The 12810-nt window shown below is 66.5% G+C and carries 14 protein-coding genes; 9 read left to right on the top strand and 5 right to left on the bottom strand.

Features of this window, described 5'->3' with window-relative positions; all coding sequences use genetic code 11:
• Positions 1–31: 31 nt before the first annotated feature.
• A complete protein-coding gene (locus tag IPG14_RS18035; RefSeq protein WP_343392741.1) occupies positions 32–832 on the bottom strand; it encodes an enoyl-CoA hydratase/isomerase family protein in 801 nt (266 codons plus the stop codon).
• 141 nt (positions 833–973) lie between these two features.
• Positions 974–1849 carry a PIG-L deacetylase family protein gene (locus IPG14_RS18030; protein WP_343392740.1) on the bottom strand — a complete coding sequence of 292 codons (876 nt, stop codon included), beginning with the start codon at positions 1847–1849 and terminating at the stop codon, positions 974–976.
• A gap of 76 nt (positions 1850–1925) precedes the next feature.
• Between IPG14_RS18030 and IPG14_RS18025 the strand changes: the two genes are divergently transcribed.
• Complete coding sequence (locus IPG14_RS18025) at positions 1926–2234, top strand: hypothetical protein (RefSeq protein ID WP_343385582.1); 309 nt, start codon at positions 1926–1928, stop codon at positions 2232–2234.
• A 1-nt stretch (position 2235) separates the two neighbouring features.
• Here IPG14_RS18025 and IPG14_RS18020 read toward each other — a convergent pair whose 3' ends face one another.
• The 3 genes from IPG14_RS18020 to IPG14_RS18010 are packed head-to-tail and all read right to left on the bottom strand — an operon-like array spanning position 2236 to position 4465.
• Positions 2236–3000: a hypothetical protein gene (locus tag IPG14_RS18020; RefSeq protein WP_343392739.1), complete on the bottom strand. Its 765-nt coding sequence runs from the start codon at positions 2998–3000 to the stop codon at positions 2236–2238.
• Positions 3001–3011: 11 nt separating this feature from the next.
• The gene (gene thpR, locus IPG14_RS18015; protein ID WP_343385584.1) at positions 3012–3620 is read right to left on the bottom strand and encodes an RNA 2',3'-cyclic phosphodiesterase; all 609 of its coding nucleotides are present in this window, start codon (positions 3618–3620) and stop codon (positions 3012–3014) included.
• Complete coding sequence (locus tag IPG14_RS18010; protein WP_343392738.1) at positions 3617–4465, bottom strand: amidohydrolase family protein; 849 nt, start codon at positions 4463–4465, stop codon at positions 3617–3619. The genes thpR and IPG14_RS18010 overlap by 4 nt, the downstream gene beginning before the upstream one ends.
• Before the next feature lie 79 nt (positions 4466–4544).
• Between IPG14_RS18010 and ggt the strand changes: the two genes are divergently transcribed.
• The 8 genes from ggt (at position 4545) to IPG14_RS17970 (ending at position 12170) form a co-directional block, all read left to right on the top strand.
• The gene (gene ggt, locus IPG14_RS18005) at positions 4545–6197 is read left to right on the top strand and encodes a gamma-glutamyltransferase (protein WP_343392737.1); all 1653 of its coding nucleotides are present in this window, start codon (positions 4545–4547) and stop codon (positions 6195–6197) included.
• A gap of 201 nt (positions 6198–6398) precedes the next feature.
• A complete protein-coding gene (locus IPG14_RS18000; RefSeq protein WP_343385587.1) occupies positions 6399–6734 on the top strand; it encodes a hypothetical protein in 336 nt (111 codons plus the stop codon).
• 102 nt (positions 6735–6836) lie between these two features.
• Positions 6837–7952: a hypothetical protein gene (locus tag IPG14_RS17995; protein ID WP_343392736.1), complete on the top strand. Its 1116-nt coding sequence runs from the start codon at positions 6837–6839 to the stop codon at positions 7950–7952.
• Between the two features lie 54 nt (positions 7953–8006).
• Positions 8007–8849, top strand: a complete 843-nt coding sequence (locus IPG14_RS17990) for a glucose 1-dehydrogenase (RefSeq protein WP_343385589.1) — start codon at positions 8007–8009, stop codon at positions 8847–8849.
• 235 nt (positions 8850–9084) lie between these two features.
• Complete coding sequence (locus IPG14_RS17985; protein ID WP_343385590.1) at positions 9085–9942, top strand: SDR family oxidoreductase; 858 nt, start codon at positions 9085–9087, stop codon at positions 9940–9942.
• A 28-nt stretch (positions 9943–9970) separates the two neighbouring features.
• Positions 9971–10447, top strand: coding sequence for a TrmO family methyltransferase (locus IPG14_RS17980; RefSeq protein ID WP_343392735.1), 477 nt, complete (start codon positions 9971–9973; stop codon positions 10445–10447).
• Between the two features lie 64 nt (positions 10448–10511).
• On the top strand, positions 10512–11309 hold the full coding sequence (locus IPG14_RS17975; RefSeq protein WP_343392734.1) for a hypothetical protein: 798 nt from the start codon (positions 10512–10514) through the stop codon (positions 11307–11309).
• Between the two features lie 66 nt (positions 11310–11375).
• A complete protein-coding gene (locus tag IPG14_RS17970) occupies positions 11376–12170 on the top strand; it encodes an enoyl-CoA hydratase/isomerase family protein (RefSeq protein ID WP_343392733.1) in 795 nt (264 codons plus the stop codon).
• The last annotated feature ends 640 nt before the right edge of the window (positions 12171–12810 follow it).

The following is a 12810-nucleotide window of genomic DNA, read 5'->3' as shown; positions in this document are numbered from 1 at the left end:
GAACAGAAGGGTCGGGGTGCGGCCGAGCGCCCTAGGTCCCGGTGTAGACGGGCTTGCGCTTTTCGATCCGGGCGGTGAATGCCTCGCGCGAGTCGTTCTTCGCCTTGCGGCCGTATTCCAGGTGATAGGCCTCATTTCGCAGCCCGTCCGGGAGGTCCTTGTTCAGGTTCTGTTGCGTGACGCGCTTTGCGGCGCGCACCGCGACCGGGGGCCACTGCGTGATCTGGTGCGCCAGCGCGAGGGACTCCTCCATCAGCCGGTCGTGGGCGACGAGCCGGTCGAGAAGACCGAGGCGGTAGGCCTCTTCGGCTGCGACATCGCGGCTCGTGAGGATCAGGTCGATCGCCCGGCTGTAGCCGAGGATCCGGGTGAGGAACCAGCTCATGCCCGAGTCCGGGGACAGGTTCCGTTCCAGGAAGACGCTGCGGAAGCGAGCATTCTCCGAGCCGACCCGGAGGTCGCAGGAAAGCGCCAGGCTCATACCGGCCCCGGCACAGACGCCGTTCATCGCCGCAATCGTCGGCTTGTCGAGGTTGTAGACGGCCATCGCCTGGTCCCCAACCCAGTGGAACTCATCGAGGAGCGCGTTCTGGGGGGGCGCCGGCGGCTCGCCTTCGGGGCGTGGACCACTGATGTCGGCACCGGAGCAGAAGCCGCGCCCTGCGCCGGTAACAATGACGGCCCAGGCGTCGTCGTCGGCTCTAATCTCCTTACAGACTTCGAGAATTTCGAGCTGAAGCGGGCGGCTGAGCGCGTTGAGCCGTTCTGGCCGGTTGAGCGTGACCAACGCGATGTGGTCCTGCTTGTCGTAGATGACGTTGTCGTAAGCCATGCACCAAACCTTGCCTCGGCCCAGCGGGCCCGATGGAAATCGATGCGCGAATCCTACGCGGAAAGGGCCGGGAGCGTGGAGCCCGGACGGGAACGCCGTCCCGCCGCCTGAGTAGACCAGCCCCGGCGTCCCGCCGCCGATTCAGGCCACGTGCTGGGGTTTGGCTTTGGCGCCGACGGAGGCTTCTTCTTTCTGCTCATCCTCGGGCTTCGTCTGTCGCGGGGGGCGGCGAATGCTCCAGCGCCGGAAGCGCTCTTCGACCGGCTTGCCCGGCTCCTTCGCCTCGCGCTCCGCGCGCTCCTTCAGGAACGCCTCCTTCGTCCGGCCGCCTATCTGGCTGGTGTGACAGAGGATCGCATCGACCTTCTTCTCCCAGACGTCCGTGACATCGACCACGTAGTCGCCGTCGGCTGCGCCCGCGAGGAGGACTTCGTTCACCTGGTGCGAAGCCAGACCGTCCTCTTCGTCGCGCTGGTAAAAGAGCCGGTCGCGCACGATAGGGTAGATGGCATCCATCGTGGCCTGGCCGACGTTGCGGTGATCGCGATGGTTGAACGTCCCGCGGAAGGCATCCCAGGTGATCACCACGTCGGGCCGGTAGAGCCGCAAGAGGCGGACGATCTGGCCGCGCAGTTCAGCGCTCTCGCTGGTGAAGCCGTCTGGATAACCGAGGAGGATGCATTCCTTCACCCCAAGGAGGCGACAGGCGGCGCGCTGTTCTTCTTCGCGGATGGCCGCGAGCTTCTCGGGGTGCATGGTGTCGTCATGGGTGCCCTTGTCGCCGCCGGTGACCAGCACGTAGTAAACGTCCCAGCCTTCCTTGCACCATTTTGCGACGGTCCCGCCGCACATGAACTCGGCATCGTCGGGATGGGCGACGATGACCATCGCCCGTGCGGGGCCCTCGATTGGGGGCGGTGCAGCCTGCTGGGCCGAACCGATCAGCGGCGCGGCGGCGGCCGGCGCAGCACTCTCAGCAAGCCGTTGCTTCTTCTTCTCTTTCGCCTTCTTACTCATGGCGTTGGATTTTCGAGCCCGGGGGCAGGCTTGTCGAACCCGGCCCGTCGCTTGCCCGACCGCCTACACTTTCTGCATGGCGAGGATCGCCCGCGCGCTGGAATGCGACATCCACCTCGTACCCTTCCACGATGAACGAGGCTGCGGGTACTGCCTGCGCTTCCTCCGGGAGGCACCGGATGTCCGCGACCTCTCGACGAGCGCGCGGATGGAGGAACTCGAACGCTGGCTGCTGGCGAACCGCTCCGTGCCGGAGGAACTCTTCTACTCTCGGATCGAGGCGCTGGTGGGCCGCCGCATCAGCCCGCATGAACTCGACGACCCGGACCTGCTCATCCAGCGTGCTCAGCGACCGGGGCGAACCTATGACTGGGACGACTGGTAGCTCAGTCGCGCATCAGCGCGGCGACCACGCCCTCGGCGATTCCGCGATGCCAGTCCAGGCCGCGATGCAGCTGGTCGAGGAAAGTGGACTCCGGATCGGCGAGGTTGCGCGTGACCGCGTCGGAATCGACCCAGCCGAGGTGCTTGCGGCGTGCAGCACCGGAGATCTCCGCGTTGAACCGTTCGTTGAGCGCGTCAACCTGCGGGTTGTTCTTCCGGAGGCTTTCGGAGGCGTAACCCGTCCCGATGATCGCGACGGCCGCCGTCTCCACCATCGCGATGCGGTCGATGGCTTTCAAGTAACCGTCCACGAGAGGCCGGTAGTCAATGATCGGGGCGGTGCCTACCAGGCGCCGCGCGATGCGATGGCTCGCCCGATTCACTTGCTGCCGAACGCGGCCCTGGCGGCGTGTCTTCCTATCGAAGGCCCTTACGCGGTCTTCGGTCCAGGCTGCGGCGCGCTTGCCAAGCAGCCGATCGACGCGGTGGGCGACGGTCCTCTGGGTTGCGGGGAATGATGTGCACTGAAGGACGATGAAATCGGGTTGGCCTGCTGAGAGCTCGCGTTCGAGGAAGGTGAACGGTTCACCAGAATGGACGTAGAACCTGCGGAGAAGGAGGTCGACCTCGCCTACACGCGCGGCCAACTGCTCGCGGACCAAATCCGGCCAAAGCGATTCACGGACTTCGCGCAGGCCGCCCCCGAAAGCACCACTCGCGCCGAGGACGAGCAGGCGGCTGGGCTGGAGGCCGGGTTCCTCAGTCACGGTGCGCGATCCTAGTTGTTGGACTGCATCACGCGCAGCGGGAAGGTCGCGAGGACTTCGTAGCTCGCCCCCTGGGTCGTCAGGCGGCTGCGCATGAGCGAGACCTGGGCGGTGCGCCAGCTGGCATTCGGGACACCGGACTTGCCCACCGCCACTTCGATCTCAGCGCGGTGGCGCGTCGAGATCTCGTCCCGCACGCGACCAAGAGTCAGGTGGGGGCGGAAAGGTCGGCGTTCCGGTTCGAAGCCGACCACAGCGAGAGCGGCGTTCACGGCGCGGACGAGCGCTTCCAGCCGGAGGACATCGCCGGCGATGCCCACCCACATGATGCGCAGGCCTTCCCGGCCGCCAAATGTGCCGATCGTCGAGAACTCGAGTTCGAAGGGGGAGTGGCCGACGACCGCTTCCTGGATCGCGAGCTTCACCGCAGGAAGCTTCTTGGTCGGCACTTCGCCGAGGAACTTGAGGGTGACGTGGACGCCGTCAGGCTTGATCCAGCGGACCGCGGTGCCGCTTTTCTGGCGGAGGCCTTCGATGACCTCGCCGATGGTGTCCTTCACGTCGTCGGGAACTTCGCAGGCCACAAAAAGGCGCACGTGTTCCAGGGTGCTATCTGTCATTGGGTGCCGTTATCCGAAAACAGTCTCCGGGCGTTGCCGCCACACACTGCTTCCAGCACCGGGCCCGGCAATTGCGCGGCAAGGCGTTCGATCTGGCGCCGGGGCGAAAGCAGTGGGTAATCAGAGCCAAAGAGCACGCGCTCGGGACCGGTGAGGTCGACGAGACGCGCAACACTCCCATCATCATACAGCAGAGAAGCCGCGGCGGTGTCGAAATAGACGGAATCTATGGCTGACCTTACCTCGGGCATCTGCAGGTAGAACGAGGCCCCCGCGCCGAGATGGGCGGCGATCATCGGCAGACCGGGAAAGGCGGTCGCGATGGCGACGAGTTCCGATGGTGCGATGCCGCCGAACTTGCCGGGATAAGCGTGTCCCACGGGTTCGCTGCAATGCCAGAGAAGCACGAGGCGGGAATCCTTCGCCAGGCCGCAGAGCCGCCGGCCCTGCTCTCCGAGGGGGTCCCACCCCTGGTTGTGGGGCCTGAGTTCGCCGAATCCGCGCGCGCCGAGGTCGAGTGCGTGGTGCGCCACGCGCTCCCAGCCAGGGAGGGCGGGGTTCACGGTGGCGAGCGGGACGAGGCGTCCCCCGGAAACCCGTGCCGCTTCCATCAGGTACTCGTTCTGTTCGATGAGGTCGGGCTCGTGCGTGAACGCGAAGCCGGCGACGACGGCGCTATCGAGTTCGGCTTCATCGAGCGCCTGCAGCAACTGCCTGGCAACGGCCATCCTTGCCGCGGGATCGCCGTACATCTCCCGGAAAGTACGGTCGCCCTGGGCGATCTGTTCGCGCCCGAGCAACTGCCCGGGGGCGAAGAGGTGCGTGTGCGCATCCATCCCGGCCATGGGCTCCATGCTAACACCGGGGTTGGAAGGAAGGGGTTTCCCCTTTCCATGCGCCCCGCGCCCGCGTAGAACGGGCGGCATGACTTTCAAGCAGCCGGCCACCGCATCCAGGGGGATGGTGACTTCGAACCATCCCCTCGCCTCTCTCGCCGGGACGGAGATGCTCGTGAAGGGCGGCAACGCGGTCGATGCTGCGATCGCCACGATGTTCGCCCTCACGGTGGTCGAACCGATGATGGTGACGATCTTCGGCGCCGGCTTTGTGAACATCCGCCTTGCCGACGGGACCAGCACCGTCATCGACAACTATGTGACGGTCCCGGGACGGGCGACGCCGGACATGTTCGAGCCGATCCCGGGGCGCATCGACCACAAGGTACGGGACGAACTCAACGAGGTCGGCCACCGGTCCGTCGCGACAGGCGGGACTCTCCTCGGCTGGGCGACCGCGATCGAGAAATACGGGCGGCTCACCCTCGGCGAAGTGATCGCCCCGGCGATCCGGTTCGCCCGTGATGGCTTCCGCGTTAGCCCATACCTGCAGGCAATCACGCGGATGCAGGAAGCCAACATTCGCCGGTACCCGGCGACGGCCGAAGTGTTCCTCCCATCGGGCAAGGTCCCGGAGGCCGGCAGCCGGATCGTCCGCACGGACTATGCGAGGACTCTCGCGGCTATCGCCGAACACGGGCCGGACTACCTTTACCACGGGCCTCTCGGCCAGGCGATCGCCGCGGACATGGCAGTGAACGACGGCCTGATCACGATGGATGACATCGAGAACTACCAGATCTTCGAACGCGCACCGGTCCGCGGGACTTATCGCGGTTACGAGGTCATCGGGCCGCCACCGCCATCTTCGGGGCCCCTCCACATCATCCAGATGTTCAACATCCTCGAAGGTTTCGACGTGCGGGCGCTGGGTTTCGGGACCGTCGAGACCGTGCACCTCTGGGCCGAGGTGATGAAGCTCGCGTTCGCCGACCGCCACGAGTACGTCGCGGACCCGGCCTCCGTTGCGGTGCCGGTGGCATGGTTGACCTCGAAGGCATACGCCGACAAGCGCCGCGCGGACATTGATACCAAACGGTGCAAGCAGTATCGGCACGGCGTCGCTCCGGCGTCGCTCGTCGAATCGACCACACACTGCTGCGCGATGGACGACGAGGGGAACATCGTGGCCACCACGAACACGCTCCACATGGGGTTCGGTTCGAAGGTCACCGTCCCAGGCACAGGCATGCTCCTCAACGACTGCATGGAGCTGATGGACCCCAACCCGGGCCGCACGAATTCGATCGCCCCCGGGAAGCGCGTGCTTTCATCGATGTCTCCTTGCATCGTGATGAAGGATGGCCAGCCGTTCATGACGCTTGGCACACCCGGCGGGCTCAAGATCTTCGGTGCCGTGGCACAGGCGATTTCGAATGTCATCGACCACCAGATGCCCCTGCAGGAAGCCTTCGAGGCGGCACGCATGTGGGATCGCGGCCCACTTCTTGAGATCGAGCGCGGATTCCCCGGGTTCGCGGACCTGAAAGCCGGCCTTGTGGCGCGGGGCCACGCCGTGGAAGCACCGCTCAAAGTTGCGGGAGGCATGAACGGTATCCTCCGCAGGCCCGATGGGATTTTCGAGGGCGCCGCCTGCTGGCGGGCTGATGGGGCCGCCATGGGCTATTCCGGGGGCGACGCACTGGTGGAAGGCAGCGAACCGGCGATGTGGCGCAGCTGAAAGCAGGGTGTCCTAACGTAGAGTTCATCCGCTCCCAATAACCACGCTGGAATCTTTGAAGATTCAAAGAATCCAGCGATATTTCTGTTACTGGTTAACGACTCCTCTCATGTCACTCAAAAACAACACCAGAACTTTCCAGGACGACCAATAGCCTCGGGTTGAGACGGGGAAACCCGTTATCACAAACTGGAGGCAGGAATGACAACCCTTCCGAAACGGCTTCTTCTTGTTGGCGCGGCCCCATTCGCGCTGGCAGCGGTGTACGGCGGGTCGATCGCGTTCGCGCAATCGAGCGAGCCCACACCGTCGACCGGCAGCGGGACAACCCAGCAGGAAGACACGACCCCCACGACTCCGGCCGCACCGGAGCACAAGCCGCGCAACGGCATGAGCGCCGAGGACTGCCCGAACATGGGCGGTCCCGGCTCCGGCTCGAGCACCGGCGGCAGTGGGACCAGCGACAGCGGCTCGACCACGCAAACGCGGACCCGTCCGGCCCGCGGATCGCAGCAGCCGGCAACGGTCGCGTACTAACGGCGGAGGCGCGGCCCTGACCGCGCGTCTGTCCCGGCAACAGGCGGTGGCCGTCAGCGCGGCCGCCGCCGCCACCCCCGAAGAACCTCCCAGGGGCGACCCATGAGAGAACGAGAAACGGCCCGCCGCTTCCGCCTATCCCGCAGGATGACCCTTTTCGCGGGGCTCCTCGCACTCGCTTCAGTCACTGTCTCGAACTGCTCCGACGCACCTGCAGATGGTGAGAACCCGGCAGAGACCCAGGTTCCCATCGGCGCGGGGCTGACGGGTCCAACGGGCACGGTGGCGGAACTGGTCACGTCGGGCCCACCCAACGTCTCCGCGCTCGCCGAGGATTCGCTGGGGAGGCTCTGGCTCGCCACCGCAGCCTTCACGGACACCGGCACGGATGCCATCTACGTGGTGACGAACGCAGGCGAGGGTCTGTTGGAAGTCGTCCCCGGCATGCATACACCGATGGGACTGTTGTGGATCGATGATGAGTTGTACGTCTCTTCGATCGAAGGCATCACCGTCTTCCGCGGTTTCGACGGCAGCCGCTTCGCCGAAGAGGAGACGATCCTGACCTTTCCGGGCGGCGGCGTTGCCGGGTCGATAGTCCTCGGCGTAGACGGACGTTTACGCGTGGGTATCTCGGCGCCGTGTAACGCCTGCGAGCCCGAATCGAGGTGGGCGGCCGCTGTGGTCTCCTTCCTGCCCGACGGCAGCGGCGCGGAGATCGAGGCGAGCGGCATCCGCGCGGCCGTGGGACTCGCCTACATCCCGGGGACAAACGACCTCCTGGCGACGATGAACCAGCGCGATGACCTGGACGAGCTCACTCCCGGTGACTACCTCGCCGTCGTCGCGAGCGGGCAGGATTGGGGCTTCCCGGAATGCTATGGACAGGGCGGCACGGCGTGCGAGGGCGTGCCCGAGCCCGTGGCTGAACTCGACGACCACGCGGCAGTCAGCGGTGTCGCGGTCCTGCACGCGGCTACCGGAGAGTTTTCGGCGTTTGTCGCCGAATGGGGGCTGACGCGGGTCGTGCGCGTGAACATCACGCGGGGCGACGACGGCAGCTATGGCGGCACGGCCGAACCGTTCCTCTCGGGTATCCAGGCGCCTGTGGCTGTCGTCGCCAGCGACGGAGGGACCTTCCTCGTCGGCGACTGGATGACGGGAGCGGTCTACCGAGTCACTCCGGGCCCCGGCGGTGCGGTATCCGGCGGCAGCTGAATGCGTTCGGGCGCCTTCCCTCGTAGACTCCGCGGACACGTCCGGGAGGGTCTCATGGCACAGCTCGAAGGCAAGGTCGCGGTTATCACCGGAGGGGCGAGCGGGATAGGCGAGGGTACTGTCCGGAAGTTCGTCGGGAGTGGCGCGCGTGTCGTGATTTCCGATGTCCAGGACGCACGCGGCCAGAAGCTGGCGGAGGAGCTCGGGCCGAGCGCCAGCTTCTATCACACCGATGTGGCGGAGGAAGAAGAAGTGCGAGCCGCCGTGGCTCATGCCGTTCAGAAGTGGGGCCGGCTGGATGTGATGTTCAACAACGCCGGCTACGGCGGCGTCTCTGGCTCCATCTGCGATGTCGATATGGCGCAGTACGACGCGACGGTCGCAGTCCTCCTGCGCGGCGTGGTGCTGGGGATGAAGCACGCCGGCCGCGTGATGAAAGACCAGGGCAGCGGCAGCATCATCTCCACTGCGAGCGTGGCGGGCGTTGGCATCGGCTTCGGCCCACACGTCTACAGCGCGGCGAAAGCTGCCGTCATCCACCTCACGAAGTCGGTCGCGAACGAACTGGGCGAAAGCGGCGTCCGAGTAAATGCGATCTGCCCGGGGGGAATCGCGACACCGATCTTCGGGAAGGGCATGGGCCTCTCGGCAGAGCAGGCGGACCTCACCGTGGAGCTGATGAAGGACCGCCTCGCGATGGGCCAGCCTATCCGGCGCGCAGGCCTGCCGGAGGACATCGCGAACGCGGCGGCATGGCTCGCCAGCGACGAAGCGAGCTTCGTCACCGGGCATGCGCTCGTGGTGGACGGCGGCATCACGACCGGCCGCCTCTGGTCCGAACGCCAGCAGGCTTCGGAGGCGCGGCTGGCGCAGTTCAAGCTCCCTGGGAACCAATAGCGGGAACGACCGCTCGGTGAGATCGCCGGGTTGCTCAGCGGGCCCCCCTTCCCGCCCCGGCCCTCCCCCCGCCCCCCCCGGCGGCCCCCGCCCCTCGCCCCGCATCCACCCGGTGGCGAGAGACGCGTGCGCGTTCACCCTGGTGGTGATGTCAAGGCGCCGTCCCTGGCTTCAGGCCACGGAGGAGCGCTGTCTCCGGTAGACTCCGCGTGCACCCCAGCCACCGGAGCAAACCATGGGCCGTCTCGAAAACCAGGTCGCAATCATCACCGGCGCCGCAAGCGGTATCGGTGAAGGGACCGTACGCAAGTACGTGTCCGAAGGCGCGCGCGTCGTCATCGCTGACATCCAGGACGAACGCGGCGGCGCGCTTGCCGAAGAACTCGGTCCCGGCACTACCTACATTCGTACCGATGTCTCTGAGGAAGAGCAGGTTGCGGCAGCCGTCGGCCAGGCGGTGAGCAAGTGGGGCCGGCTCGATGTCATGTTCAACAATGCCGGGTTTGGCGGCGTCAGCGGGAACATCGAAGATCTCGATATGGCCGCCTACGACAGCACCATGGCCGTGCTTCTCCGTGCGGTCTTCGCCGGATCGAAGCACGCCGTCCGGCAGATGAAGGCCCAGGGCAGCGGCTGCATTATCAATACGGCGAGCATCGCCGGGCTGCAGGCCGGGTTCGGCCCGGTGACCTATAGCGCCGCGAAAGCCGCCGTCGCCCACATGAGCCGCTGCCTCGCGGTCGAACTGGCGCCGTTCAACATCCGCGTGAACGCCATCTGCCCGGGCCTTGTCCTCACCAACATCTTCACGGCCGCGATTGGGCTGCCCCCGGAGATCCGCGACGCTATGTTGCCGAAGGTCGACCAGGCGTTCTCGTCGTGGCCCCCCATGGGCCGCTCCGGCATCCCGGAGGACATCGCGAACGCCGCTCTCTGGCTCGCCAGCAGCGAAGCGAGCTACGTCACAGGCCAGGCGATCACGGTCGATGGCGGGCTCACGGCTGGACGGTCATTCGCCGAGATGGGGGGCCGCATCGCCTCCGCGTTCGGCATGGACCCGGCGGCGATGGCGCCAATTCGGACGAACGGGTGACTTCGCGCCAACTCGCGGGCCGGGCGTCGTGAGGGCGCTCTTCCGCCGGCGGCGAGACGATGAATGGGATCGTCCGCCGGCCCCGGCCGAGGTGACACTCCAGGCGATCGGGTTTGTGCGCAACGGAGTGGCGAAGCCGCGGCCGCGCGGGTGGGACAGGGTCGAAAGCCGCCTGGAGTTCCTGCCGGAGCACACCGGGAGACTCGAAGGGATCGAGCGGTACAGCCACGCCCTCATCGTGGCGTACCTGGATGTCGCAGCGGGCGCACCGGAGAAGCCGGAGACGCTGACGCTGGCAAGCGGGCGCCGGTACGGGATCCTGGCCACCCGGAGCCAACTCCGCCCCAATCACCTCGGGGTCTCCGTCGCGACGATCGTGGGGCACGACGGAGCGACTGTGCTGGTCCGCGGACTGGACGCGATCGACGGCACACCGATCCTCGACATCAAGCCGTACCTCCCGGAATACGATTCGGTCCCGGAGGCGCGCATCCCGGGCGCCTGAGACCGCCGGAGGACTCCCGGCGAACTCTCAGCGAATCTTCAGCCTGCGCAGCGACCATCTCTCCATGCTACGCATCCCCGGCATCCTCGCGGTCGCGATGATCTGCGGAGCCACGTTGTTACGCGGACCTTCGGCGGCGGCGGAGACGGCACCAGCCCTCGCCTTCCGCGCGTTCGTCCCTGGGATGGCCGCCGATAGCAGCAGCCAACCCGACCAGGCGTCGCTGGTCGTCGCGACCCATCTCGGTCAGCACCTCGAAGGCGGCCTCGTCATTACCGGCGAGGTGGTGAACGGGAGCAGCGCGGCGATAACTGCCGTGAAGGTCAGCGTGTCTCATGCCTCCGGGGGAGCCGTCACGATGCGGGAGACGGAGTCGCTCGTGAAGGTGATCGAACCAGGCTCCACCGGCCCCTTCCGCGTCTACATCGCGGGCATTACCGACACCCTGGGGACGGTGACTGCTGTGGTCACTTCGATGGAGATAAGCTCGAGCTCAGCCCCATCCGCGATGTTCACATTCTCCGGTCCATACCCGTTCCAGATCGGGCCGCCCGACCCCAAGACGGGCGTCATCCCTTACTCCACGACCGTCGAGGAACTACGCGGCGCGGTGACCAACACGAGCGATACGAGTTACGGAGAGATGGGCGTCGTCGTAGCCGCCTACGACGGTGCAGGCCGCGTCGTGATGGTGACGGCAGCCTCGGAGCTATCCGTACCGTTCCAACAGGCCGGGCAGCCGGCGGTCCTCGCGAGCGGGAGCACGGCCTCATTCGTCGCCGCCATCCCCATCGGCTTGCTCCTGACGTTCGAGGGCGAGGTCACCATCAAGGGGTTCTTGAACGCCGCGGCCGTGCCCTAGGTAGCGTGGTGCAACCTTGCTCTATACTTCCCTGCGCTGCGCACCCTGCGCCCGGAGAAGCTCGCCATGTCTGTCGTCCTGGTTTCCGATGAAGGCCACGTCCGGACCATCCGTCTGAACCGGCCGGAAGTGAAGAATGCCGTCTCCCAGGAGCTTGCCTGGGGCGTCCTCGGCGCCGTCGAAGACGCCACGAAAGACGACAACATCTGGCTGATCTGCCTCACCGGCAGCGGTGACTCGTTCTGTTCGGGGTTGGACCTGCGCGGTTCGGAGCCCTTCAGCCCACAGACGCCGATGACGGCCCAGCTCGACGACCTTGGGTGGGTCTCCCAGTTCCTTCTCACGCTTCGCGAAAAGTGCGAGAAGCCAATCATCGGAGGGCTGAACGGGGTCGCGGTTGGCGCCGGGCTATCGCTCGCGCTCGCGACGGATATCCGCCTGATGAAGCGGAGCGCGCGCATCCTTGCCGGCTATCCGCGGATCGGCGGCTCGCCGGACGGTGGCATGACCTTCACGCTCTCGCAGGCGCTCGGCTACGAACAGGCGATGCGATTCCTCCTCGAGAGTAAGACGGTGGACGCCGAAGAGGCCCTGCGCCTTGGCCTCGTTGGCGAGGTGGTGGACGACGACAAGTGGGACGCACGCCTGAGGGAGTACTGCCAGAACCTGTGCGCGATCGTCTCGCCCATCACGATGCGCATGACGAAGCGCACGCTCGTGAAGGCGACTACGGCCATCGACCTCGAAGCCCAGACGCGCCTCGAACTGGTGAGCATCGGCAAGGCGTTCGCCAGCCAGGATGCGAAGGAAGCCCGCCAGGCCTTCCTCGAGAAGCGCACGCCGACGTTCGTCGGGAAGTAGACCGGGGAACCAAGTGGAGGTGGCCCGTCTTCAAAAGGGCCAGCCGGCGTGCGGCGGAGCCGTACACCCTGTAACGCTCTTGTCGCGCCCGATCGCAAATTCGCGTGGCCGGATCTGGGCTGTCCATCCATCTGGAAATATCCATATCGGTGGGTTCCAGGGTCGCCACGCGGCCGCCGCGTTCCGCAGCGCACCGCGCCACAAACGCCCTCGCTTCCGCCGCTTCGCTCGCTGTGGGGCGGTTCTGCTCGATCCAGACCTGGCAACGCAGGATGTTCCTCTGGCGTGAGTGGCGAGCGGCCTGCGGCCCGAGCGTCCTGAGAGGCTGGCCGCAGCCACTCCGCCGGCGAGTGCCGCGGGAGCGGTTCCTCCCCCCCCCCCCCCCCCCCCCCCCCCCCCCCCCCCCCCCCCCCCCCCCCCCCCCCCCCCCTGCGGGCGCTCGATGACCTGCCTGGCGCCAGGTGGCCTCCTGAAGTGCTCCGTCGGCTTCGGCGAGTGCAAGTCGGGTCGGGCCCCCTCCGGAGTCCGAGACTCCACCGCGGGGCCTGGGCTGTGCGGCGTTCCGTCTTTTCGCGTGACATCCAGTTTCGAGCACGGCTGCGACGTGCCATTTCGCACCGTCCAGTGAGATCCCCAGCGC

The sequence above is a fragment of the Candidatus Amarobacter glycogenicus genome (genome assembly GCF_016704105.1).
In the GTDB taxonomy this organism is placed as follows: domain Bacteria; phylum Chloroflexota; class Dehalococcoidia; order Tepidiformales; family Tepidiformaceae; genus Amarobacter; species Amarobacter glycogenicus.
The sequence above is the reverse complement of the archived record's forward strand: the minus strand, read 5'-3'. Positions and strand labels throughout refer to the sequence as shown.

Excerpts from the sequence above, each read along its gene's own strand:
- IPG14_RS18035 (WP_343392741.1), bottom strand. The coding sequence starts at position 832 with ATGGCTTACGACAACGTCATCTACGACAAGCAGGACCACATCGCGTTG.
- IPG14_RS18030 (WP_343392740.1), bottom strand. The coding sequence starts at position 1,849 with ATGAGTAAGAAGGCGAAAGAGAAGAAGAAGCAACGGCTTGCTGAGAGT.
- IPG14_RS18025 (WP_343385582.1), top strand. The coding sequence starts at position 1,926 with ATGGCGAGGATCGCCCGCGCGCTGGAATGCGACATCCACCTCGTACCC.
- thpR (WP_343385584.1), bottom strand. The coding sequence starts at position 3,620 with ATGACAGATAGCACCCTGGAACACGTGCGCCTTTTTGTGGCCTGCGAA.
- IPG14_RS18010 (WP_343392738.1), bottom strand. The coding sequence starts at position 4,465 with ATGGCCGGGATGGATGCGCACACGCACCTCTTCGCCCCCGGGCAGTTG.
- ggt (WP_343392737.1), top strand. The coding sequence starts at position 4,545 with ATGACTTTCAAGCAGCCGGCCACCGCATCCAGGGGGATGGTGACTTCG.
- IPG14_RS18000 (WP_343385587.1), top strand. The coding sequence starts at position 6,399 with ATGACAACCCTTCCGAAACGGCTTCTTCTTGTTGGCGCGGCCCCATTC.
- IPG14_RS17995 (WP_343392736.1), top strand. The coding sequence starts at position 6,837 with ATGAGAGAACGAGAAACGGCCCGCCGCTTCCGCCTATCCCGCAGGATG.
- IPG14_RS17990 (WP_343385589.1), top strand. The coding sequence starts at position 8,007 with ATGGCACAGCTCGAAGGCAAGGTCGCGGTTATCACCGGAGGGGCGAGC.
- IPG14_RS17985 (WP_343385590.1), top strand. The coding sequence starts at position 9,085 with ATGGGCCGTCTCGAAAACCAGGTCGCAATCATCACCGGCGCCGCAAGC.
- IPG14_RS17975 (WP_343392734.1), top strand. The coding sequence starts at position 10,512 with ATGCTACGCATCCCCGGCATCCTCGCGGTCGCGATGATCTGCGGAGCC.
- IPG14_RS17970 (WP_343392733.1), top strand. The coding sequence starts at position 11,376 with ATGTCTGTCGTCCTGGTTTCCGATGAAGGCCACGTCCGGACCATCCGT.